The following is a 20,992-nucleotide window of genomic DNA, read 5'->3' as shown; positions in this document are numbered from 1 at the left end:
CCACCGTAGGGGGAACCGGGCCTAGCTCGCGAGGACGTGGGCCTGGCCGTGCGTCTGGCGTCGCAGCGCTGCCGCGCACTCGGCGACGACGGCGAGCGCCAGCGCGGCAGCCGTGTCGTCCGCGGGCTCGGGCACGATGCGGCTGACGATGCCCCGCGCGGCGAGGTCGAGCACGCCGACCTGCTGGAGCTCGGCCATCTCGGCGGCGTGCGACACGTCGCCGTGGACGATGGCGCTCGCACCTTCCGGCGGGAGCGGTGACAGCCAGGCATGCTCGGCGGCGATGACCTCACGGGCCGGCAGCAGCGCGAGCGCCCCGCCACCACAGCCCTGCCCGAGCACGACCGACACCGTCGGGACGGTCATCGTCGTCAGGGTCGCGATGCACCGGGCGATCTCGCCGGCGATCGCGCCCTCCTCGGCGTGCGCCGACAGCTCGGCGCCGGGGGTGTCGATGACGGTGACGAGGGGCATACCGAGCTCTTCCGCGAGCCGCATGGCGCGCCTCGCCTCGCGCAGCGCCCCCGGCCCCATCGGCGACGTCGGCGACTGACGTGCACGGTCCTGGCCGACGAGCACACAGGGCTGGCCGTCGAGCCGGGTCAGCGCGACGAGCATGGTCGAGTCCCGCTCACCCTCGTCGGTGCCCCGCAGCCGGAGCGTGCCGGTCGCGCCGTAGCGCAGCAGCTCGCGCACCCCGGCGCGGTCAGGGCGCCGGGTCACCTCGATGGACTGCCACGCGGACAGGTGCCGGCTCGGCTCGCCGGCCCGGTGGTCGAGGCGCGGCAGCGTCGGGCCGTCGACGAGGACACCGAGCGCCCGGTCGACGAGCATCGGCAGGTCCTCGGCGGCGACGACGGCGTCGAGCACGCCCTTGGCCGCGAGGTTCTCGGCCGTCTGCACGCCGGCCGGGAAGGGCACGCCGCTGAGCGCCTCGTAGACCTTCGGCCCGAGGAAGCCGACGAGCGCCCCGGGCTCGGCGACGGTCACGTGCCCGAGCGACCCCCACGACGCATACACGCCGCCGGTCGTCGGGTGACGCAGGTGCACGAGGTAGGGCAGCCGGGCGGCGCGGTGCGCCATGAGCGCCCGCGAGATCTCGACCATCTCGATGAACGCCGGCGTCCCCTCCTGCATCCGGGTGCCGCCGGACGCCGTCGAGGCGAGGACCGGCAGCCCCTCGGCGGTCGCGCGACGCACCGCGGCGGTGATCCGCTGGGCCGCGGCCCGGCCGATCGAGCCGGCGAGGAAGCGGAACTCGTTGACGACGACGGCCACCGGCCGACCCCTCACGAGTCCACGACCCGTGAGCACGGACTCGTCGGTGCCGGCCTTCGCGGCCGCCGCCTCGAGCTGGCGCCGGTAGTCCTCGGGCTGGCCACTGATGTCGATCGGCTCGTCCCACGACTCGAAGGAGCCGGTGTCGAGCACGAGGTCGAGCAGCTCGTGCGCGGTCCACGGTCGGCGCGCCATCACTCCTCCTTCAGCCAGGCGCGGATCGCCGCGCCGTCCTCGTCGAGGGTCGGCGGCGCGTCGTGGTCGCGGCGCGTCACCTCGGTGCCGTCGCCGGCGAAGAAGCGCAGCGGCGGCCCCGGCAGCGTCAGCGGCCCGAGCGTCGGGTGCTCGACCTCGACGAGCAGCCCCTGGCTCGCGGTCTGGTCCCACGCGTACACCTCGTCGAGGCTGCGCACCTTGCCCGCGGGCACGCCGACCTCGGCGAGCCGGGCCAGCAGCGGCTCGGCGTCCCAGTCGGCGAAGGCCGCCTCGACGACCTCGATGACCCGCTCGCGCTCTGCGACGCGCTCGGCGTTCGTCGCGAGCCCCTCGGCGGCCGGGTCGAGCCCGAAGGCCGCGCACAGGCGCTGCCACAGGCCCTCGCTGCCGACCGCGATCTGGACGAAGCCGTCGCGGCAGTGGAAGAGGCCGTAGGGGCTGATGGACGGGTGGTGGTTGCCCGCCGACCGGCCGACCTCTCCGGCGACCGTCCACCGGGTGCCCTGGAAGGCGTGCACGCCGACGACCGCGGCGAGCAGCGAGGTGCGCACGACGGAGCCCTTGCCGGTGCGGTGCCGCTCGTTGAGGGCGGCGACGACGCCGTAGGCGCCGTACATCCCCGACAGGAGGTCGGCGATGGGGACGCCGACGCGCTGCGGGTCGTCCGGACCGGACCCCGTCAGCGACATGACGCCGGCCTCGCCCTGGGCGATCTGGTCGTAGCCGGCACGCCCACCCTCGGGCCCGTCGTGGCCGAAGCCGGTGATCGACAGCACGACGAGCCGGGGGTTGCGCTCCATGAGCGAGTCGATGCCCAGACCGAGCCGTTCGAGCACCCCGGTGCGGAAGTTCTCGACGAGCACGTCGGCCCGGTCGACGAGCGCGAGCAGCACGTCGCGGTCCGCCGCGTCCTTGAGGTCGAGGGTGATCGACTCCTTGTTGCGGTTGGCCGACAGGAAGTAGGTCGACTCACGCCGGCCCTCCTCGCCGACGAACGGCGGGCCCCAGCCGCGGGTGTCGTCCCCGCGGCCGGGAGCCTCGACCTTGATGACGCGCGCGCCCTGGTCGGCCAGCATCATCGTCGCGTGCGGTCCCGCGAGGGCGCGGGACAGGTCGACGACGAGGATGTCGGAGAGGGGTCCAGACACGGTCATTCGGTCACCATCCGGGAAGGATCAGGGCGGCCCACACGAGCAACGGGCCGGCGACGACCACGATGACGCTGTAGGTGATGATCTGCTTGTAGTACACCGGTTCGCTGATGCTGTCGGGCCGGTTGGCCAACATCAGGGCACCGTTCGTCGAGAACGGGCTCACGTCGACGATCGTCGAGCTGATCGCGAGCGCCGCGACGAACGCCGCCGGCCCGATGCCGCCGTTCGCGATGAGCGGCACGGCGATGGGGATGATGACGGGCAGCAGCGCCGTCGACGACGCGAACGCCGAGACGACGCCACCGACGTAGCAGAGCACGAGCGCCCCGATGACGGCGGCGCCGAGGCCGGCGGCCCAGCTGCCCACGAACTCGGGCGCCTTCGCCTCGGTCAGCACGGCGGCATACGTGCTCACACCGGCGACGAGGAGTACGGTCGGCCACGCGACCTGCTTGATGGCGTCCTTGTGCTGGGTCGGCGAGAGCATCGCGAGGATCACCGCGGCGGTGATCGAGACGAAGCCGATGTTCTTGTCGAAGGCCAGCGCGATGACGGCCACGAGCGTGAAGGCGACGAGCGTCAGGACCTGGTCGCGCTTGACGCCGAGCGCCTGCGTCCGGGTGGCGGTCATCGTGCCGGTGCCGCGCGTGGCGACGCCGACGCCGCCGCGGTGGAGCTCCTCGGTGATCGAGGCGCCGCCCATCGGGCCGTCGACGTCGTCGAGGTCGTCGGCGCGCAGGTTCATCAGGCGCCGGCCGCCGAGGACGAGGAAGAGGATGACGGCCATGAGGACGTTGACCGCGAGGCTCGCGAGGAAGACGGTCATCTCGCTCGACGGGAGGCCGTTGTCCTTCATGACGGAGTTCGTGATCGTGCCGTAGATGCTGATCGGCGAGAAGCCGCCGCCCTGGGCGCCGTGCACGACGAACATGCCCATGAGGAGCGGGTTGATCTTGTAGCGGCCCGCGAAGCCCAGCGCGATCGGACCGATGATGGCGCAGGCCGCGGGGCTCGCCGCTCCGATGGCCGTGAGCAGGGCCGTCACGAAGAACATGACCCACGGGATGAGGGCGACGCGTCCCCCGACGGCCCGGACCGCGGATCTGACGATGAGGTCGACGGTGCCGTTGTTCTTCGCGATGGCGAAGAGGTAGGTGACGCCGATGAGGGTGAGGATGAGGTCACCGCTGACGCCGGCGAGGATCTCCTTCTCGCTGAGCTGCAGCGAGTAGACCCCGACGAGCCAGGCCGCCACGTAGGCGAGGGCTCCCATGTTGATCGGCAGCAGCGTGCCGATCACGAAGAGTGCGACGAGCGCGATGATCGAGACCCATTCCGGTCCCATGCGTGTCCTCCGTCGGTCGCGGCCAGCGCGCCTGGTTCCACGCCCTGGTGACGAGGCTCATGGCTGGCTCAGTGGCCTAGCCAATAGGTCAATGGGCCGACTGTCAATAGAGTGACCCCATGTCGACATCGGGGATGTCCCGCCTCACGCGCACCCGGCTCTACGAGCAGGTCGCCGAGCAGATCACCGCGTGGATCCAGTCGAACGGTCTCACGACGGGTGACCGCCTGCCTCCCGAGCGCGAGCTCGCGCAGCGTCTCGGCGTCAGCCGCGCCACGCTCAGCCAGGCCCTCGTCGCACTCGAGGTCATCGGTGTCGTGACCGTCCGGCACGGCGACGGCACGGTCCTGTCGGACGCCCCCGGCCCGCGCCGGATCGTCGAGGCCATCCGAGCGCACGCCCACCGGCTGCCCGAGATCATCGACACCCGCGACGCCCTCGAGACGAAGATCGCGGCCCTCGCGGCGGCACGGCGCACGGCCGAGGACCTCGCGCGCATCGACGAGGCCATCGCCGAGATGGCCCGCGACGTCGAGGCCGGCGGCCGCGGCGTCGAGGGCGACGAGCGCTTCCACGGTGCCGTCACCGCCGCCGCCCACTCGCTCCTGCTCGCCCGGCTCATGGACGAGATCCGCGACCTCATCCGCGAGACCCGCATCGAGTCGCTCAGCCAGCCCGGCCGCCCCGCCGACTCGCTCGTCGGGCACCGGGCCATCGCCGACGCCATCCGCTCCGGCGACCCCGAGGCGGCGGCCGAGGCCATGCACGCCCACGTCGTCATGGTCAGTGACGTGGCGGTGCTGCGAGACGGGTCGTGACGCCCCTCGAGATGCTCGCCGTCCTCGGCGCGGGTCTCGGCGCCGGCATCCTCACCTCGACGGTCGGGGTGGCCTCGCTGCTCAGCTTCCCCGTCCTGCTCGCCGTCGGACTGCCACCCGTCGTCGCCAACGCGTCCAACACGGTCGGCCTCGTGCCCGCCGGCGTCAGCGGGTCGTTCGGCTACCGCGCCGAGCTGCGCGAGCACCCGCGCATCACGTGGACCGTCGTCGTCACGTGCGCCGTCGGCGCGGTCGGCGGCGCGGTGCTCCTGCTGGCCCTGCCGTCGAGCGTCTTCGAGGCCGTCGTGCCGTGGCTCATCCTCTTCACCTGCCTGCTCGTCGGCGTGCAGCCCTGGGTCGCCCGCTGGCTGCGGTCTCGCGGCGGCGACGACGTCGGCCCGCGCACCCGGATGGGGCCGGTCACGACCTTCTTCGCGCTGCTGACCGGCGTCTACGGCGGCTACTTCGGCGCCGGCTCGGGCGTCATGATGGTCGCCGTCCTCGGGCTCGGGCTCGACATCGACCTGCGCGTCGTCAACGCCCTCAAGACCCTCGCGATCTTCGCCGGCAACGTCGTCGCCGGGCTCATCTTCGTCGCCGTCGCCGACCTCGACTGGCAGGCCATCGGGCTGCTCGCGGCCGGCTCGGTCGTCGGTGGCTACGTCGGCGCCCGCGTCGGCCGCCGGCTGCCGCCGACGCTCTTCCGGGTGCTCGTCGTCGCCGCGGGCGTCGTCGCCGCGGTCCTGCTGCTCCGCTGACGCGGAGACCGAGGGCGTATGCCGTGTTGCCCGCCCCGCGCGTGCGCGCGCCTCAGGCGCTGGTGGCCTCGCGGTGGCGGCGGGCCAGCTCGACGTAGACCTCGGCGTTGGCGCGGATGCGCGCGAGTCCCGGCTCGTCGATCTCGCGCCGGACCGTGCCGGGCACCCCGGCGACGAGCGAGCGGGGCGGGATGACGGCGCCCTCGGGCACGACGGCGCCGGCCGCGACGAGGCTGCCCGCGCCGATGCGGGCCCCGTTGAGCACGACGGCACCCATCCCGACGAGGCAGTCGTCCTCGACGGTGCAGCCGTGGAGGACGGCACGGTGGCCGACCGACACACCTGCGCCGATGCTCGTCGGGTGCCCGGCATCGGTGTGCACGACGACGCCGTCCTGCAGGTTGCTGCGCTCGCCGAGCACGATCGGGTCGAAGTCGGCGCGGAGCACGGCGGTGTACCAGACGCTCGAGCCCGCCCGGAGGTCGACGGCGCCGACGAGGTCGGCGCTCGGCGCCACCCAGGCGGTCTCGTGGACCACCGGGGTGACGCCGTCGAGGCTGACGATCACGTCAGTGCGCCGAGACGCTGTCGGTGCGGTCGGTGCTCTCGACCCGGCCGGTGGCGTGCAGCTCGGCCGTCGACATCTTGCGACGGATCCACGGCACGAGCGCGAGGAGCACACCGGCGACGACGAGGGTGATGACGCCGTTGACGAGGTAGTACACCGCGTCGCTGAGGCCGCCCATCGCCTGGATGAGCTGGGCGGCGATGGCCTGACCCGCTGCGCTGCCGAGGAACCACAGCGCCATGGCCTGGCTCGCGAAGGCCCGCGGCGCGAGACGGGTCGTGGCCGAGAGGCCGACCGGCGAGAGGCAGAGCTCGGCGACGGTCTGCATGACGAAGATGCCACCGAGGATGTAGACCGGCGCCGTGTTGCCCTGGAACGTCGCGAAGGCCCAGGACATGGCGAGGGCCGACAGGCCGATGATCGTCACACCGAGGACGAACTTCATCGGGGTCGACGGGAAGCGTCCGGCGCGCTTGGTCCAGATCCAGCCGAAGATCGGCGCGAGCAGGACGATGGCGAGCGGGTTGATCGACTGGAACCACTCGGGGTTGATGCTGATGCCCGCGGTCTCCGTGACGGTGTTGTCGGCGGCGAAGATCGCCATCTTGCCGGCGGCCTGCTCGAAGATCATCCAGAAGAGCATCGCGCCGATCCACAGCGGCAGGTAGGCCGCGAGGTGCGACTTCTCCTCGCGCTCGACCTTGGGGCTGCGGAACATCATCCTGAAGTAGGCGATCGGGGTCAGCACGGCGACGATGGAGATCGCGTCGATGACCTGGTCGAGCACCGTGTCGCGCCACAGGCCCGCGACGACGACGATGACCGCGAAGGCGACGACGGCGCCGACGGCGAGGGCCGCGACGCGGCCGCGCTCCTCGGGCGAGAGCGGGTTGGGCACGTCGTCGACGGCGGGACCGAGGGCCTTGCGGCCGAGGACGAACCACGCGATGGCGATGGCCATGCCGACCGCGGCGGCCGAGAAGCCGACGTGGTAGCCGTAGTGCTCACGCAGCCACCCCACGACGAGCGGCGAGAAGAACGAGCCGATGTTGATCGACATGTAGAAGATCGAGAAGCCGCCGTCGCGGCGCGCGTCCTCGGGCTTGTAGAGCGTGCCCACCATGGCGGAGACGTTGGGCTTGAGCAGGCCGGTGCCGAGGGCGACGAGCGCGATGCCGAGCCAGGCGGTCGCCGCGGCCGGGATGGCGAGACAGACGTGGCCGGCCATGATGACGACGGCACCGTAGAGGGTCGAGCGTCGCGCGCCGAAGAGACGGTCGGCGGTGAAGCCGCCGATGATCGACAGGAGGTAGACGGACGCGCCGTAGATCGCGACGACGGCGGTGCCGGTCGTCTCGTCGATGCCGAGGCCGCCGTTGGCCACGGTGTCGATGAGGAAGTAGAGCAGGATGGCGCGCATCCCGTAGTAGGAGAAGCGCTCCCACAGCTCGACGAAGAAGAGGGTCGACAGTCCCTTGGGGTGCCCGAGGAAGGCCCGGTCGTCGGCGCTGGCGCCCGACTCGGGAGTCGGTGGTCGGTCCTGGGTCTGTGTGGTCATGCGATTCTCCCAGCCCCTCGTGAGGGCAGTTCGACGGTTGGACAACCACCCCAAACTAGGCGGGTCCCACCGTCGGACTCAAACCGTGGAGGTGCGCGCGACGCCCGCCCGCAGGGCCAGGGCGTCCTTGACGAGGCCGGTCGCGAGCGCCGCTCCGACGCCCTCGCCCGCACGGATCCGCAGGTCGAGGAGGGGCTCGAGACCGAGCTCGCGCAGCACGAGGGCGTGGGCCTTCTCACGTGAGCGCTGTCCGGCGACGAGGTGCGCCGCGACGGCCGGCTCGAGGCGCACGGCGGCGAGCGCGCACACCGACGTCGCGAGGCCGTCGAGCACGACGATCCCGCCGGCCTCGGCCACGCCGAGCGTCACCCCGGTGAGCACGGCGAGCTCTCCCCCGCCGAGGCGACGGACGGCCTCGTCGGGACCGGCGCGGCCGACCCGGGCGAGCGCCCGAGTCACGACGTCGCGCTTGCGGTCGAGCATCGCGGCGTCGGCGGACGAGCCGCGGCCGACGACCTCGTCGGCCGGCACGTCGAGCAGGGCTGCGGCGAGTGCGGCGGCCACGGTCGTGTTGCCGACACCGACCTCGCCGAGCGCCACGGGACCGGCGCCCGCCAGCGCGAGACCGCGCTCGCGTCCGAGAGCGAGCAGGGCGGCATACGTCATCTCGTCGAGCGCGTCGGAGGTGACGAGATCCCCTCTGCGGCAGCCGATCCCGGCATCGACGAGCTCGATGTCGAGGCCGGCCGCACGTGCGGCCACGGCACCCATCGACGTGCCCTCGCGGGTGGCGCGGGCGACGTCGGCGGTGACCGACGCGTCGAAGGCGGAGATGTCGTATGCCGTCACGGCATGGTCGGCGGCCGCGACGAGGAGGGTGCCCCGACCGTCGACGGCAGCCAGCGCGGTGATGCGGTCGAGGACGGTGTCGAGGACGCCGAGCGAGCCCGGCACGGTGAGGAGGTCGTCGGAGCGGTCGCGGGCCGCGACGACGTCGGCCGGCTCGGGGGCGCGCAGGTGCGAGGGCGGGGCGTCGCGCTCGGTCCAGCGCTCGCGCATGACGACCTGCTCGAGCGGGAGGCGCCTGCTCCACCCGGCTCGCTCGAGGCCGGGCTCGGGTGGGCGCTCGTCGGGCCAGCCGAGGCAGAGCCAGCCGAGGGTCTCGACGCCGTCGGGCAGGCCGAGCAGGTCCGCGAGCTCGGCCGGCTCGAAGAGGGTGACCCAGCCGAGGCCGAGGCCGTGGGCGCGGGCGGTCAGCCAGATGTTCTCGATGGCGGCGGCGCACGACCAGAGGTCGGCATCGGGGAAGGTCGCCCGGCCGAGCACGCCGGCGGCCGGGGTGCGCCGGTCGCACGCGACGACGACACCGACGGGCGCCTCACGGATGCCCTCGAGGCGCAGGTCGAGCAGACCACGCGCCGACTCCTCGGCCATCCCGGCGGCCTGCCGCAGCCGGCACCGGTCGGCCATGAGGGCGGCGGCGTCGCGGGTCGCGGCCTCGGTGACGACGACGAAGCGCCACGGCTGGCTGTGCCCGACCGACGGGCCCCGGTGGCCGGCCGTGAGCACCGCCGTGAGCACGTCGTCGGGGACGGGGTCGGGGCGGAAGCGACGGATGTCGCGGCGCGCGCCGACGACGCGCTCGAGGGAGGCGAGGTCGTCGCGCAGGGCCCAGGCGTCGGGCGCGTGGGCCCGCTCGGCGGCCGACGACGGGTCGCCGATCGTCGGGACGGGCCTGCGGTAGCTCACGGGGCCGACTCTAACGAGGAGCTCACCCGATCCAGGACCGGGTCACGCCGAGCACGCGGCTGCCGTCGGTGTCGGCGAGCGACATCCCGACGAAGGCGGTCGCGCCCTCCGAGGTCTGCCAGCGGAAGCGGTAGTCGGTCGACGTCGCGGCGTCGGCGATCGCGACCGCGGCGTCCCGGGAGGACTGCGCGTTCGCGAAGGCACCCGCGGACCGCGCGAGGTAGGCGTCGAGCTGGACGGCATACGGGTCGGTGGGATCGCTCTCGGGACGGGCGACGTTGCCGACGAAGTCGCTGGCGACGGCGGCGGGCTCGATGACCGAGACGTGCACGCCGTGGGCGAGCATGACGACGGCGAGCGACTGCATGAAGCCCTCGACGGCGAACTTCGCGCCGCAGTACGCGTCCGCGAAGGGTTGCCCGACGGCTCCACCGACACTCGTCACGGTGAGCACGGTGCCGGACCCGGCCTCGCGCAGGTGCGGCAGGACGAGCTTGGTCAGGGCGACGGGGCCGAGGTAGTTGACCTCGAGCTGGTCGCGGATCTCGTCGAGGCTCAGCTGCTCCGCGGTGGCGACGGCACCCCGCCCGGCGTTGTTGACGAGGACGTCGATGCGGCCGTGGTCGGCGAGCACCCCGTCGACGCAGGCTCGGGCGGCCTCGTGGTCGGTGACGTCGAGGGCCCGGACGTCGAGCTCGACGCCGGCCTCGGCTGCCGCGTCGGTGAGAGCCGTGGCACGGCTCGTGTCGCGCATCGTGGCGACGACGGTGAGGCCGCGGCGGGCCAGCTCGACGGCGGTGTGCAGGCCCATGCCCGAGGAGGTTCCGGTGACGAGGGCGACCGGCTGCCCGTTGGCGTTCATGCGGGCGACGCTACGCCCGCCCGGGTCAGGCGTCGATGTCGTCGAGGCCCGCGATGACGATCTCGAGCAGCCGGGCCAGCTCGTGCCGCTCGGCGTCGGACAGGCCGCGCAGCGTGTCGCTCTCGACGACGTTGGACTCGCGGACCGCGGCGCTGAAGAGGGCCCACCCGTCCGTGGTCAGCGAGACGAGGGTCCGGGTGCGGTTGGACTCGTCGGGCCGGCGCTGGAGCAGGCCGCGGCCGGCCATCTTGTCGAGGCGGTGCGTCATCGACGAGGGCGCGACGTTGGACAGGTCGGCGAGCTGGCTCGGGGTGAGGCACGTGTCGCCCGCGCGGGCGAGGGAGGCGAGCACCGACCACTCGCCCTGGGTCAGGTCGAGGTCGGCGAACTGCCGGACGTACCACTGGTCGAGCTTCTTCGTCACCGAGAACACCGCGGTGATGACGCGCTGCACCGACTCCTCGCCGCCCGCGGCGACATAGGTCGCGACGTCCGCGGCGTGCTCCTGCTGGGCGGTCTGCCGTCGCTTCGCTGCCATGGAAAGGCATTGTCGCACCCGTGCGGGGTGGTGCTACTCTTTCGAAATCGAACTTCGATGACGAAATATTCGATACCGAAGCTGCGTTGACTCCCGAAGTCCGCCTCCCCGTCCTCCGAAAGGGTGTGAAACCCATGCGCACCAAGCTGCTCATCCTCGCGTCGTCCATCGGCATGCTCGGATGGGGCACCGTGCTGCCCTACCAGTACGCGTATGCGGCCAACACCCGCGGCTGGGGGGCCCTCGCGGCCGCCCTGGCCAGCACGCTCTTCTCGGTCGGCGCGCTCGTCGCCGCGCCCTTCGCCGGGCGCCTCAGCGACCGCTTCAACCCGGTGACCGTCGCCGTCGTGGCCAAGCTGCTCGCCGCCGTCGGCGTCGGCAGCCTCGTCTGGGCCGAGTCGGCCCCGGCCTTCCTCGTCGGCATGTTCGTCTTCGGCTTCGGCCTGACCGCGGCCGGCCCCGCCGCGTCGGTGCTCGTGCTGCGCTGGGCCGGGAGCGACGACCGCCGCAAGGTCTTCGCCTACAAGTTCACGGCGGAGGCCATCGGCATGGCCGTGGGCGCCTTCGTCGCCGGCCAGTTCGTCGACCTCTCGCGCACCGACGGCATGACGTTCGCCTTCGTCGCCGCGGGCGCCGGCTTCGCCATCTCGGCCGTCCTCATCCACGTCGCCGGCATCGGTGCCCCGAGCGAGGTCGCCCCCGACCTCGCCGCCGGTGAGGCCGAGACGCGCCTCAGCACGATGGAGGCCCTGCGCCGCATCTTCGCCGTGCCCGCCCTGCGCTGGACCGCGGTCGTCGCGGTGGCCCTGGCCCTCGGCTTCTACGCGCAGTTCGAGTCCGGCCTGCCGGCGTACGCCCTCACCGTCCTCGACGTCGACGAGTCCGCCATCGGCCTCGCCGCCGCCGTCAACTGCGTCGTCATCGTCGCGCTCCAGGTCGTCGTCGTCCGCGTCACCGCGCGGCGCAACGCAGCCAGCCTGCTCATGGTCGTCGGCGCCATCTGGACGCTGTCGTGGGTCGTCCTCTCGGTCGCCCAGCTGACCCCGGAGGTCGCCTCGGCCCTCTTCGTCACGACGTTCGGCATCTTCGCCGTCGGCGAGACGATGTACGCCCCGGTGCTCAACCCGCTCACCGCGAGCCTCGCCCCCCGTGGGCTCGTCGGCACGACGCTCGGCACGTTCACGGCGATCCAGACGACCTTCTCGGCCGTCGGACCGCTCGTCGCCGGCGCCCTGCTCGGCATGGGGCTCGCCAACGGCTTCCTCGGCCTGCACCTGGTCATCAGCCTCGTCGCCGTCTACGGCGCCTGGCGCCTGCGGGCCGCGCTGCGTGACCGCCGCGTCGAGGAGCGCCGGGTCGCGGCGCAGCGGGCGGCGGCCGACGGTCCGCTCGAGCCGGCGACCGCGGCTCTCGCGGCCTGACCTCGCCGGCCTCGCTCCCTCAGGGGGCGAGGTCGGCGACCGGCGTCAGCAGGTAGCGCCCGGCCATCCCGACGGTGCGCGACAGCGTCGCGAGGAAGTCGGTCCGGAGCGGCTCGACACCCTCGAGCGACCACAGCACGCGGGCGTTCGTCCAGGCGGCGTCGCGGGCACGCGAGATGCTCCAGCCGCTGACGAGGTTCGCGACGGGGCCGGCGTACTGCTCGTCGACGGCGAGGGCGATGCCGTCGAGGAAGGACCGGCGGGCGTCCTCCTGCACCGCAGCGAGCAGGTCGTTGACGCGGTGGTAGTCGGCCTCGACGCCGGGGCTGTCGGGCGTCAGGCCCAGCTGACGACACGTCGTGACGACGGCCAGCGGGAGGTCGTGGTTGATGTGGGCGTTCATCCCGGCGAGCGCGAACTGGATCGGCACCCGCCCGGGCTCGAGCCGGGACGAGAAGAGCGGCTGCCACGACGCGTCGGGGGTGCCGGCGCCCACGGCGTCGAGGTAGAGACCGGCGAAGACGAGGTCGAGCCGCGTCACGAAGGCCGGGTTGCCGAACCACCCCTCGACGAGCCGGTCGCGCACGAGCTCGGTGACGCGGAGGTACATCCGGTTGAAGGCCGCGACGCCGTCGCTCCCGGGCAGGGCCCGGTCGATCTCGCGCATCCGCTCGACGACCGCGTCGACCGACGCCAGCTGGCCGGGCGCCGGCGGCTCGGGGCGCGGCTGACCACCGATCCGCGAGCGGACCCACGCCACTGCGCCGGAGAGCCACCCCATGCGCCGACGCTAGCGGCTCGGCGCGTCCCGTGTGGCAGAGACAGGACCAAGGCCTCTGGCGCCCACGGGGGGCGAGAGCAACGCTGGAGGTGAGGGATGGAGAGGAGGTGAGGACAATGTCACAGCTCCTTGAGAAGCACAGTGTGGGGACCGAGCGTCTTCCGCGGTTGTTCCGCAACCGCACGTTGGACTACACGCTCATCACCATCGGCCTCCTGGTCGCAGCCTTCGGCGCGTACGCATACTTCGTGCCGGCAGGCTGGGTCCTGGCGGGCCTGACCGAGGCCTGGTACCTCGGCAGCTGGATCGCCGGTGGGGTGCTGCTCGCGGCAGGCTTCGGCCTGCTGGGTGCGAGTGTCCGCGACCGGTCCGGTTACTGGACCGCAGGCGCCGTGATGAGTTTCGTGCTCAGCACGCTGAGCCTGGCCGGAGCGGTCATCGCTGCGGTGGTGCTCATCCTCTGACGACCTGAAAGGGGTGAGGATGGTCGAGGCCCCCGCGAGGTCGGGGGCTTCGACGCGGGCGGACTCGCTCTCCGGTCAGCGGCTCAGCGCGCGTTGAAGGCCTCGATCCGCTCGATCGCCTCGCCGACCGCGGTCGCGCCGGCGGCGAAGCTGAGGCGCACCGAGTGCCCGCCGGCCCGGTCGTCGAAGTCGCCGCCGGGCGTGATGGCGACGCCGACCTCCTCGAGCAGGGCGCTGGCGTATGCCGCCGAGCCGCCCCACCGGGCGAGCTGCGGCCCGAGGTCGGCCCAGTAGTAGAACGCGCCGTCCGGCGGCGCGGACTCACCCCAGCCGAGCCGGGGCGCGTTGTCCAGCAACAGCTTCCGCGTCCGCGCGAACTCGGCGACCGCCTCGTCGCACTCGCGGTAGGACTCCTCCGCGAAGGCCGACACGGCGGCATACTGCGCCGGTGCCGGTGGGCACAGCGCGACGTTGCCGGCGAGCGCGTCGACGGGGCGCACGAGGTCGTCGGGCAGCAGCATCCAACCGAGGCGCCAGCCGGTCATGCCCCAGTACTTGCTGAAGGAGGAGATGACGAGGGAGGCGTCGTCGGTCTCCCAGGCGCAGACGCCGCGCGGGTCCGCGGCACCGGGCTCGGGGTAGGTGACGCCGTGGTAGATCTCGTCGCTGACGAGGCGCACGCCGTGGGCGGCGCACCAGTCGGTGACGGCGGCGAGCTCGGCGCGGTCGACCATCGTGCCGGTCGGGTTGGCGGGCGAGGCGACGATGAGCCCGGCGAGCGCACCGTCGACCTGGGCGGCGTCGAGCAGCTCGGGCGTCGGCTGGTAGCGGGTCTCGGGGCCGCAGTCGATCTCGACGACCTCGCACCCGAGCGAGGTGAGGATGTTGCGGTAGGCCGGGTAGCCCGGCCGCGCGAGAGCGACCCGGTCCCCCGCCTCGAAGGCGGCGAGGAAGGCGAGGACGAAGCCGCCCGACGAGCCCGTCGTGATCGCGACCCGGGCGGGGTCGACGTCGAGGCCGTACCACCGGCCGTAGTGCGCGGCGATCTCGGAGCGCAGCTCCCGGATGCCCAGCGCCGACGTGTAGGTCAGGGCGCGCCCCGAGCCGTGGATCCGCGCCGCCGCCTCCGACACGAGGCTCGGCGCACCCCCGGACGGCTCTCCGGCGCAGAGGGACACGACGTCGCGACCCTGTGCCCGCAGCACGGCGACCCGGTCGAGCACGTCCATGACCTCGAAGGGCGGCACCTGCGAGCGCCGGGAGGGCTGGAGCGGTCGGGTCTCGCGGTTCGGGTCGGTGGTCACCCGGCCAGTCTCGCGCATCGGCCCCCGCCGCCGGCGCGAGGTACGGTGGCGCCACCACGACCCCGACCGCGAGGAGGCCACGGTGCGCCAGCCCCACCCGACCGGACCGCACGAGGGCGAGGTCGTCGGCGTCTACCACGCCGAGGGGAGCCTTCTCGGTGAGCTGCGGTACGCGTACGGCCGGCTGCGGGGCACCGCGCACTGCGCGCTCTGCGACATCACCCACGCCACCGTCCGACGCAAGCCCGAGTGGGATGCGCTCGTGGCTCGGCTCCCCCGGCCCGTCCGGCTGGTGCACCTCGACGAGATGGACGACGAAGTGGCGTCGGCCGTGGCCGGGTCCGGCTCTCCCGTCGTCCTGGTCCGCCGCGGTGGCGTGCTCGTCCCGGTGCTCGACGCGTCCGCCCTCGAGGCCGCCGGTGGCTCGGTCGCGGCCTTCGAGGCGGCCCTGCTGCGGGCCCTCGACGAGCCGGTGCGCCGCCCCGAGGCGAGCACCGAGGCTCCCGGCACCGGAACCCTCGACACGTGAAACACGGCGTTCACGCGACGTGGCTAACCTGCTGCGCATGACGATCGCCTACCACGCAGACGCCTCCACGCTCGTCGACAAGGAGGTCCTGACGTGGGAGGGCTTCGGGGTCGCGGTCCGCGAGCTCGCGACCCTCGTCGCCGACTCGAGCTTCCGGCCGGAGGTCCTCGTCGCGGTGGCGCGGGGTGGGCTCATCCCCGGGGGCGGGCTGTCCTACGCGCTCGGGGTCAAGCTGACCGACGCCATCAACGTCGAGTTCTACACCGACGTCGAGGAGACCCTGCCCGACCCCGTCCTGCTCGCGCCCCACCTCGACACCGACAGCCTCAAGGGCCGACGGATCCTCGTCGTCGACGACGTCGCCGACTCGGGCCGCACCCTCGCCCTCGTGCTCGACCTGCTCCAGGAGCACGGGGCCGAGGCGCGCAGCGCGGTGCTCTACGGCAAGCCGGGCTCGGTCGTGGCCCCCGACTACGTGTGGCGCCAGACCGACCGGTGGATCGTCTTCCCGTGGTCGGCCGAGCCGCCCGTGTCCGGCTCCCAGGTCACGGCGGATCCGGACGCCCACTGAGGGTCCGCTCCCAGCGAGCGGACGTAGTGTCGCAGGATGCATCTCGGACTGCACCTCGCCAACTTCACGTGGAGCGGCGGCTCCTCCACCTTCGTCGACGACCTCGTCCGCACCGCGCGGACCGCGGAGGACGTCGGCTTCACCAAGCTCTCGGTCATGGACCACGTCTGGCAGATCGGCATGGTCGGGCCCAAGGAGCACGAGATGCTCGAGGCCTACACGGCCCTCGGCTTCCTCGCCGCGGTCACCGAGAAGGTCCAGCTGCTCGCGTGGGTCACGGCCGCCGTCTACCGGGAGCCGGGGCTGCTCGCCAAAGAGGTCACGACCCTCGACGTGCTGTCGAAGGGCCGCGCCATGCTCGGCATCGGCGCCGCGTGGAACGAGGAGGAGTGCGTCGGTCTCGGCCTGCCCTTCCCGGCCACCGCCGAGCGCTTCGAGCGCCTCGAGGAGACGCTGCAGATCTGCCTCCAGATGTGGGGCGACAGCGTCGAGCCGTATGCCGGCAAGCACTACCGGCTCGGCAGCACCCTCAACTCCCCGCAGTCCGTGCAGCGCCCGCACCCGCCGATCCTCATCGGCGGTGGCGGCGAGAAGAAGACGCTGCGGATGGTCGCGCAGTACGCCCAGGCCTGCAACCTCTTCGACAGCCCCGACCTCGCCCACAAGCTCGAGGTGCTGCGTGGTCACTGCGAGGCCCTCGGTCGCGACTACGACGAGATCGAGAAGACCGTCATGGGACCGGTCGACCCGGGCCCGAACGGGGAGAACGTCGACGCGACGCTCGAGCACCTCCGCGACCTCGCCGGGCTCGGTGTGACCCACGTGCAGATGGGCATCGGTGACGGCTCGAAGACCGACGTGCTCGAGCTCATCGGCGAGCGGATCATCCCCGAGGCCGCGAAGCTCTGAACCGGGCGGACCTCCGTCGCCACGGTCGCGCCGTGGAGCTCGATCAGCCGGCCGCGAGCGCAGGGTCGCGCTCGTAGGAGCGGGTGGCGTGCACGTCGTCGGTCAGCCCGTAGACGACGCGCAGGTCGCCGATGGCCTGCAGCTGGCGTCGGCTGTGCGGGCTGGCGCATGACTCCCCTTCGTCGCCCTTCACCGGCTCGAAGGAGTGCAGCACGATCCGCTCGAGCAGCTCGCCGAGGGTCTCGTCGTTGAACTCCGCCAAGCCCTTGAGCACCTTGACGAGGTCCTTCTCCATCCGGACCCCCAGCTGGACCCGTTCCACCTTCACCACTGAACTCATGGGACCAAGTTACCCAGGTAACACGTTCCCCACGACTGGTTTGTTCACGTGCGCACGCGGCTGGGGTCGGATGGGCTCAGCTGAGGATGTCGCTGCGGCGGAAGCGGCGGTAGGCGAGCATCGTGAAGGCGACGGCCCACACGAGCGCCCACAAAGCGCCGTGGACCATGTCGGTGTAGTCCGGGGTCACGGCGAGGGCGTCCTGCCAGGCCCGCGAGTAGTGGCCGGGGAAGGCGTTGCGGTAGGGGTCGAGCGCGTCGAGCTGGTCGAGGATGTTGAGCAGGATGCTGACGAGCACGGCGCCGCCGACCGCCGCGAGCGGGGCGTCGGAGCGCGTCCCGATCCAGAAGGCGATGGCCGCGATGGGCAGCAGCGTCACGAAGATGTAGGCCATCGCGAGCGCGAGCCGGGGCAGGAACTGGCCCCACGTGAGGTTCTCGCCGAGCGGGTTGGTCAGCGGGTCCCAGCCGTAGGCGATGCCACCGACGAGCAGACCCCACGCGGGCAGCAGCACCGTCGCGAGCAGGGTCGAGGCGATCCCGATGACGAGCTTGCTCGTCAGCAGCCGGGCCCGCTGGACCGGCGCGATGAGCAGGTAGCGCAACGACGACCACGACGCCTCCGACGGCACGGCGTCGCCGCAGAAGAGCGCGGCGAGCAGCACGAGCAGCAGCTCGGAGGCGAGGAAGACGAGGACGAGGCTGAAGTTCGCGGCCCCGCTCTGGGCGAGGTCGAAGATCCGGGTCGACGCGCCGCCGCGGCTGTTGCTGGACCGCTCGCCGAAGGCGAAGGACCCGACGAGGACGAGGGGCAGCGCGAGGAGCAGGCCGAACGCCCAGATCGTGCGCCGCCGTCCCCACTGCCGGCGCAGCTCGGACCGCCACGAGAGGGGGTCCCGCACCTGGTGGATCTCGCCGCTCGCTGCACCCGACGTGGCCGGTGCCGGCTCCATCGCGTCGAGCAGCGCGTCTCCGGGGCTCGCTCCGGGGTTGTCGCTCATCGCGCCCTCACCTGCCTCAGTCGCTCGACGAGGGAGGCGCCCTCGTCTCCGGGCTCGCCGCCCGCTGCGGGTCCGGATGCCGCCGAGATGACCCCGAGGAAGACCTCCTCGAGGTGGCGGCGCCCACTGACGCCGACCACGGGCAGCCCGGCGGTGACCGCTGCGGCGACGACCTCGGCTCGGCCGCGCTCGGCGACGACGACGACGCGGGTCGGGGTGTCGACGCGCACCTCGGTGATGCCGTCGGCCGCCTCGAGGGCGTGCACGCCGGCGGCGATGACCTCGTGCGCGACGTGCTCGGGCAGGTCGAGGACCGTGGTGTCGTCGCTGTCGACGAGCTCGGCGACCGGCCCCTGCGTGATGACCCGGCCGGCGTGCATGACGACGACGTGCGTGCACGTCATCTCGACCTCGGCGAGCAGGTGGCTCGAGACGACGACGGTGCGCCCGGTCTCGGCGTAGCGGCGCAGGATCGGGCGCATCGCCGCGATCTGGGGCGGGTCGAGCCCGTTGGTCGGCTCGTCGAGGATGAGCAGCTCGGGCAGGCCGAGCATGGCCTGGGCGATGCCGAGCCGCTGCTTCATGCCGTGGCTGTAGGACTTGACCGGCCGGTCGACGGCGCCGCCGAGGGCCGCGACGTCGAGCGCCTCGTCGATGTGGGCGTCCTCGGGGGCCCGGCCCGTCGCGGACCAGTAGGCGTCGAGGTTCTGGCGGCCGGTGAGGTGCGGCAGGAAGCCGGGGCCCTCGATGAGCGCGCCGACCCGGCCGAGCACCCGCGAGCCGGCCGAGACGGGCTCACCGAGCACGTGGACGCTCCCCGCGTCGGAGGAGATGAGCCCCATGACCATCCGCATGGTCGTCGTCTTGCCGGCACCGTTGGGCCCGAGCAGCCCGACGACCTGGCCCTTCTCGGCGCGCCACGAGACGTCGTCCACGGCGCGGTGCCCGTCGGCATACGTCTTGACGAGGCCCTCGACGACGAGCGGGACGTCGGCGAGGTCGGGCCGCGCCGGCAGGTGCATCCGGCGGCGACGGCGCACGAGCCAGCCGGCGAGCGCCGCGAGGAGCAGGACCGCGAGGGCGCCGGAGGCGAGGAGGGTCTCGGTGTCGACACCGCCGGCGACGGCGCCGTCGACGGCGGCACCGGCCGCGACGGGCAGCGTCAGGGCGGAGGCCCCCGAGATGCGGATGCCGCTCGGGGTGCGCGAGTTGGAGTAGGTCGACTCGGTGCTCGTCAGCAGGACGCGCCACCGGGTGCCGGCGGGCAGGTCGTAGGTCGCGGCGGGCAGCGAGATCGTCACGGGCGTGGGCCGGCCGGGTGTCACGGTGAGCCGCACGGGCGCGACGAGCGGGTTGGTCAGGGTCACCGAGCCACCGGTGACGCGCCACACCGACGCGAAGAGCGTGACGTCGGAGGTGTCGGACGTGACGGTGACGCGCATCGTCGGCGACCCGACGACGGTCGCGGCCTCGGCGATGGGCTGGGTGTCGAGGGCCGTCGACTGACCCGGCAGCGCCGCGATCTGGTAGGTCGAGAGGCTGACACCCAGCGCGGCGAGGCCGGGGACGGCGATGAGCGAGGCCGGCTGCCCACCGGGCGGGTGGAGCAGGCTCCCGGAGGTCGTCGTCAGGGGCAGCTCGCGGGTGCGGAGCGCCGCTCCCGATAGACCCGGGTATGCCGGGAGGGTGTGGAGCGTCGTCGGCTGGCCTGCCCGACCGGCGGGAGTGCCGTACGTGAACGCCGCTGTCGGCAAGGCCGATCCGCTCGCGCCCTTGTCGCGGACGTAGTGGTCGAGCCACGTGTAGGAGGCCTCGACCTCCTCCGCCTCGTGCGTGCTCGGGGCGTCGTGGCCCCCGTCGCTCCACCGGACGGCATACGGCGTGCCGGAGGCGGCGAGCGCCGACGCGTTGGCGTCGGCCTGGTCGAGGCCGAAGAGGGAGTCGCCGACCCCCTGCACGAGGAAGGTCGGTGCGGTGACGGCGTTCATCGTCGGCTTCGGGCTGTGCGCGCGCAGCAGCGTCGTCAGCTGCGGTGAGGCGGTCCCGGTCTCGGAGGCCTGGACGAAGAGGCGGCAGATCGTCGGGTCGAAGCGGCCGCAGCGGTCGGTGCCGGCAACCGCGCCCTCGCCCTCGTCCTGGCTGCCGCGCAGGGCCGAGAGGAAGAAGTTCGTCGCCCAGACCTGCTTGAAGGGTCCCGCGACGTCGATCGGGGACCGGCCCGCGGCCGTGGTCGCCGGCTTCGTCACCGCGGCCTGGGGGAAGAAGGCGTCGGCGAGGTCGTTCCACGTGATGGCCGAGACGACGCCGTCGACCCGGCGGTCGGAGCCGGCGAGCATGAGGCCGAGCGCGCCACCGTACGACGCGCCCATGACCCCCGCGCGCGGGTCGCCGGGGCCGTCGAGCTCGACGTCCGGCCGCTTGGCCGCGAGGTCGAGCAGCGCTCTCGCGTCGGCGATCTCGTAGGCCGGGTCGTTGAGGTGGATGCGACCGCCCGACTGGCCGTGGCCTCGGGCGCTCCACGCGACGACGACGTAGCCGCGGTCGTGCAGGTCGTTCGCCTGGCTCGTCACCGAGTCCTTGGTGCCCCCGAAGCCGTGGGCGAGCAGGACGACCGGGTGCTTGCCGCTCGCCTGGGGCCACACGGAGACGTCGAGGCGCACGGCCGTGCCGTCGGGCTCGGCGCCGACGGGCACCGTCGTGACCTCCGGAGACACCTCGGCAGCGAGTGCGGCCGGGGCGGGCGCGACCGTCAGGCTCGACCCGAGGACGAGCGCGGCGAGGAGGGAGGCCCGGACCGACATGCCCACATCACATCACGCGATGGTCGTT

The 20,992-nt window shown here is 72.9% G+C and carries 20 protein-coding genes; 7 read left to right on the top strand and 13 right to left on the bottom strand.

Features of this window, described 5'->3' with window-relative positions; genetic code table 11:
- Positions 1 to 21 precede the first annotated feature (21 nt).
- The 3 genes from ACSQ2D_RS02415 to ACSQ2D_RS02405 are packed head-to-tail and all read right to left on the bottom strand — an operon-like array spanning position 22 to position 3,993.
- The gene (locus ACSQ2D_RS02415) at positions 22 to 1,473 is read right to left on the bottom strand and encodes a carboxyl transferase domain-containing protein (protein WP_435984432.1); all 1,452 of its coding nucleotides are present in this window, start codon (positions 1,471 to 1,473) and stop codon (positions 22 to 24) included.
- On the bottom strand, positions 1,473 to 2,648 hold the full coding sequence (locus ACSQ2D_RS02410) for a CaiB/BaiF CoA transferase family protein (protein ID WP_435984431.1): 1,176 nt from the start codon (positions 2,646 to 2,648) through the stop codon (positions 1,473 to 1,475). The genes ACSQ2D_RS02415 and ACSQ2D_RS02410 overlap by 1 nt, the downstream gene beginning before the upstream one ends.
- Before the next feature lie 4 nt (positions 2,649 to 2,652).
- Positions 2,653 to 3,993, bottom strand: coding sequence for an SLC13 family permease (locus tag ACSQ2D_RS02405; protein WP_435984430.1), 1,341 nt, complete (start codon positions 3,991 to 3,993; stop codon positions 2,653 to 2,655).
- Between the two features lie 119 nt (positions 3,994 to 4,112).
- Between ACSQ2D_RS02405 and ACSQ2D_RS02400 the strand changes: the two genes are divergently transcribed.
- Together ACSQ2D_RS02400 and ACSQ2D_RS02395 are read left to right on the top strand one after the other, a co-directional pair.
- Positions 4,113 to 4,811, top strand: a complete 699-nt coding sequence (locus tag ACSQ2D_RS02400) for a FadR/GntR family transcriptional regulator (RefSeq protein ID WP_435984429.1) — start codon at positions 4,113 to 4,115, stop codon at positions 4,809 to 4,811.
- Positions 4,808 to 5,569: a sulfite exporter TauE/SafE family protein gene (locus ACSQ2D_RS02395; protein ID WP_435984428.1), complete on the top strand. Its 762-nt coding sequence runs from the start codon at positions 4,808 to 4,810 to the stop codon at positions 5,567 to 5,569. Before ACSQ2D_RS02400 ends, ACSQ2D_RS02395 begins: the two co-directional genes overlap by 4 nt.
- A 52-nt stretch (positions 5,570 to 5,621) precedes the next feature.
- Here the strand turns inward: ACSQ2D_RS02395 and ACSQ2D_RS02390 are convergent, their stop codons facing one another.
- The 5 genes from ACSQ2D_RS02390 to ACSQ2D_RS02370 form a co-directional block, all read right to left on the bottom strand.
- Positions 5,622 to 6,137 (bottom strand): gamma carbonic anhydrase family protein, encoded by a 516-nt coding sequence (locus ACSQ2D_RS02390; RefSeq protein ID WP_435984427.1) that lies wholly within the window; start codon positions 6,135 to 6,137, stop codon positions 5,622 to 5,624.
- A gap of 1 nt (position 6,138) precedes the next feature.
- Positions 6,139 to 7,695, bottom strand: a complete 1,557-nt coding sequence (locus tag ACSQ2D_RS02385) for a peptide MFS transporter (protein ID WP_435984426.1) — start codon at positions 7,693 to 7,695, stop codon at positions 6,139 to 6,141.
- Positions 7,696 to 7,773: 78 nt separating this feature from the next.
- Positions 7,774 to 9,444, bottom strand: a complete 1,671-nt coding sequence (gene bluB, locus ACSQ2D_RS02380; protein ID WP_435984425.1) for a 5,6-dimethylbenzimidazole synthase — start codon at positions 9,442 to 9,444, stop codon at positions 7,774 to 7,776.
- Positions 9,445 to 9,466: 22 nt separating this feature from the next.
- Positions 9,467 to 10,306, bottom strand: a complete 840-nt coding sequence (locus ACSQ2D_RS02375; RefSeq protein WP_435984424.1) for an SDR family oxidoreductase — start codon at positions 10,304 to 10,306, stop codon at positions 9,467 to 9,469.
- Positions 10,307 to 10,331: 25 nt separating this feature from the next.
- Positions 10,332 to 10,844 (bottom strand): MarR family winged helix-turn-helix transcriptional regulator, encoded by a 513-nt coding sequence (locus ACSQ2D_RS02370; RefSeq protein ID WP_435984423.1) that lies wholly within the window; start codon positions 10,842 to 10,844, stop codon positions 10,332 to 10,334.
- A gap of 134 nt (positions 10,845 to 10,978) precedes the next feature.
- On the opposite strand from ACSQ2D_RS02370, the gene ACSQ2D_RS02365 reads away from it, so the two are divergent.
- Entirely contained in the window at positions 10,979 to 12,265 is a 1,287-nt protein-coding gene (locus ACSQ2D_RS02365; protein ID WP_435984422.1) for an MFS transporter, read from the top strand.
- A 19-nt stretch (positions 12,266 to 12,284) separates the two neighbouring features.
- On the opposite strand, the gene ACSQ2D_RS02360 is transcribed toward ACSQ2D_RS02365, so the two are convergent.
- A complete protein-coding gene (locus ACSQ2D_RS02360) occupies positions 12,285 to 13,046 on the bottom strand; it encodes a DUF5995 family protein (RefSeq protein ID WP_435984421.1) in 762 nt (253 codons plus the stop codon).
- A 116-nt stretch (positions 13,047 to 13,162) separates the two neighbouring features.
- On the opposite strand from ACSQ2D_RS02360, the gene ACSQ2D_RS02355 reads away from it, so the two are divergent.
- Positions 13,163 to 13,510: a hypothetical protein gene (locus ACSQ2D_RS02355; protein ID WP_435984420.1), complete on the top strand. Its 348-nt coding sequence runs from the start codon at positions 13,163 to 13,165 to the stop codon at positions 13,508 to 13,510.
- Between the two features lie 83 nt (positions 13,511 to 13,593).
- Here the strand turns inward: ACSQ2D_RS02355 and ACSQ2D_RS02350 are convergent, their stop codons facing one another.
- Positions 13,594 to 14,832: an aminotransferase class I/II-fold pyridoxal phosphate-dependent enzyme gene (locus ACSQ2D_RS02350; RefSeq protein ID WP_435984419.1), complete on the bottom strand. Its 1,239-nt coding sequence runs from the start codon at positions 14,830 to 14,832 to the stop codon at positions 13,594 to 13,596.
- Between the two features lie 64 nt (positions 14,833 to 14,896).
- Here ACSQ2D_RS02350 and ACSQ2D_RS02345 point away from each other — a divergent pair, with 64 nt between their 5' ends.
- The 3 genes from ACSQ2D_RS02345 to ACSQ2D_RS02335 are packed head-to-tail and all read left to right on the top strand — an operon-like array spanning position 14,897 to position 16,823.
- Positions 14,897 to 15,343 carry a hypothetical protein gene (locus ACSQ2D_RS02345; protein ID WP_435984418.1) on the top strand — a complete coding sequence of 149 codons (447 nt, stop codon included), beginning with the start codon at positions 14,897 to 14,899 and terminating at the stop codon, positions 15,341 to 15,343.
- A 37-nt stretch (positions 15,344 to 15,380) separates the two neighbouring features.
- On the top strand, positions 15,381 to 15,914 hold the full coding sequence (locus tag ACSQ2D_RS02340; protein ID WP_435984417.1) for a phosphoribosyltransferase: 534 nt from the start codon (positions 15,381 to 15,383) through the stop codon (positions 15,912 to 15,914).
- A 36-nt stretch (positions 15,915 to 15,950) separates the two neighbouring features.
- Positions 15,951 to 16,823 (top strand): LLM class F420-dependent oxidoreductase, encoded by an 873-nt coding sequence (locus ACSQ2D_RS02335; protein WP_435984416.1) that lies wholly within the window; start codon positions 15,951 to 15,953, stop codon positions 16,821 to 16,823.
- A gap of 43 nt (positions 16,824 to 16,866) precedes the next feature.
- On the opposite strand, the gene ACSQ2D_RS02330 is transcribed toward ACSQ2D_RS02335, so the two are convergent.
- The 3 genes from ACSQ2D_RS02330 to ACSQ2D_RS02320 form a co-directional block, all read right to left on the bottom strand.
- Complete coding sequence (locus ACSQ2D_RS02330; RefSeq protein WP_435984415.1) at positions 16,867 to 17,163, bottom strand: hypothetical protein; 297 nt, start codon at positions 17,161 to 17,163, stop codon at positions 16,867 to 16,869.
- 76 nt (positions 17,164 to 17,239) lie between these two features.
- Positions 17,240 to 18,163 carry an ABC transporter permease subunit gene (locus tag ACSQ2D_RS02325; protein ID WP_435984414.1) on the bottom strand — a complete coding sequence of 308 codons (924 nt, stop codon included), beginning with the start codon at positions 18,161 to 18,163 and terminating at the stop codon, positions 17,240 to 17,242.
- Entirely contained in the window at positions 18,160 to 20,964 is a 2,805-nt protein-coding gene (locus ACSQ2D_RS02320; protein WP_435984413.1) for an alpha/beta fold hydrolase, read from the bottom strand. The genes ACSQ2D_RS02325 and ACSQ2D_RS02320 overlap by 4 nt, the downstream gene beginning before the upstream one ends.
- Positions 20,965 to 20,992 lie beyond the last annotated feature (28 nt).

This window comes from Terrabacter sp. LjRoot27, from assembly GCF_964254175.1.
GTDB lineage: Bacteria > Actinomycetota > Actinomycetes > Actinomycetales > Dermatophilaceae > Terrabacter.
Note: the sequence above shows the minus strand (reverse complement) of the source record. Positions and strands in the feature narration are given on the sequence as shown.

What these genes read in the sequence shown, in the direction of transcription:
- ACSQ2D_RS02410 (WP_435984431.1), bottom strand. Translation starts at nt 2,648, where the DNA reads ATGACCGTGTCTGGACCCCTCTCCGACATCCTCGTCGTCGACCTGTCC.
- ACSQ2D_RS02385 (WP_435984426.1), bottom strand. Translation starts at nt 7,695, where the DNA reads ATGACCACACAGACCCAGGACCGACCACCGACTCCCGAGTCGGGCGCC.
- ACSQ2D_RS02360 (WP_435984421.1), bottom strand. Translation starts at nt 13,046, where the DNA reads ATGGGGTGGCTCTCCGGCGCAGTGGCGTGGGTCCGCTCGCGGATCGGT.
- ACSQ2D_RS02405 (WP_435984430.1), bottom strand. Translation starts at nt 3,993, where the DNA reads ATGGGACCGGAATGGGTCTCGATCATCGCGCTCGTCGCACTCTTCGTG.
- ACSQ2D_RS02400 (WP_435984429.1), top strand. Translation starts at nt 4,113, where the DNA reads ATGTCGACATCGGGGATGTCCCGCCTCACGCGCACCCGGCTCTACGAG.
- ACSQ2D_RS02415 (WP_435984432.1), bottom strand. Translation starts at nt 1,473, where the DNA reads ATGGCGCGCCGACCGTGGACCGCGCACGAGCTGCTCGACCTCGTGCTC.
- ACSQ2D_RS02355 (WP_435984420.1), top strand. Translation starts at nt 13,163, where the DNA reads ATGTCACAGCTCCTTGAGAAGCACAGTGTGGGGACCGAGCGTCTTCCG.
- ACSQ2D_RS02335 (WP_435984416.1), top strand. Translation starts at nt 15,951, where the DNA reads ATGCATCTCGGACTGCACCTCGCCAACTTCACGTGGAGCGGCGGCTCC.
- ACSQ2D_RS02375 (WP_435984424.1), bottom strand. Translation starts at nt 10,306, where the DNA reads ATGAACGCCAACGGGCAGCCGGTCGCCCTCGTCACCGGAACCTCCTCG.
- ACSQ2D_RS02320 (WP_435984413.1), bottom strand. Translation starts at nt 20,964, where the DNA reads ATGTCGGTCCGGGCCTCCCTCCTCGCCGCGCTCGTCCTCGGGTCGAGC.
- ACSQ2D_RS02350 (WP_435984419.1), bottom strand. Translation starts at nt 14,832, where the DNA reads ATGCGCGAGACTGGCCGGGTGACCACCGACCCGAACCGCGAGACCCGA.
- ACSQ2D_RS02330 (WP_435984415.1), bottom strand. Translation starts at nt 17,163, where the DNA reads ATGAGTTCAGTGGTGAAGGTGGAACGGGTCCAGCTGGGGGTCCGGATG.
- ACSQ2D_RS02325 (WP_435984414.1), bottom strand. Translation starts at nt 18,163, where the DNA reads ATGAGCGACAACCCCGGAGCGAGCCCCGGAGACGCGCTGCTCGACGCG.
- ACSQ2D_RS02370 (WP_435984423.1), bottom strand. Translation starts at nt 10,844, where the DNA reads ATGGCAGCGAAGCGACGGCAGACCGCCCAGCAGGAGCACGCCGCGGAC.
- ACSQ2D_RS02340 (WP_435984417.1), top strand. Translation starts at nt 15,381, where the DNA reads ATGACGATCGCCTACCACGCAGACGCCTCCACGCTCGTCGACAAGGAG.
- ACSQ2D_RS02365 (WP_435984422.1), top strand. Translation starts at nt 10,979, where the DNA reads ATGCGCACCAAGCTGCTCATCCTCGCGTCGTCCATCGGCATGCTCGGA.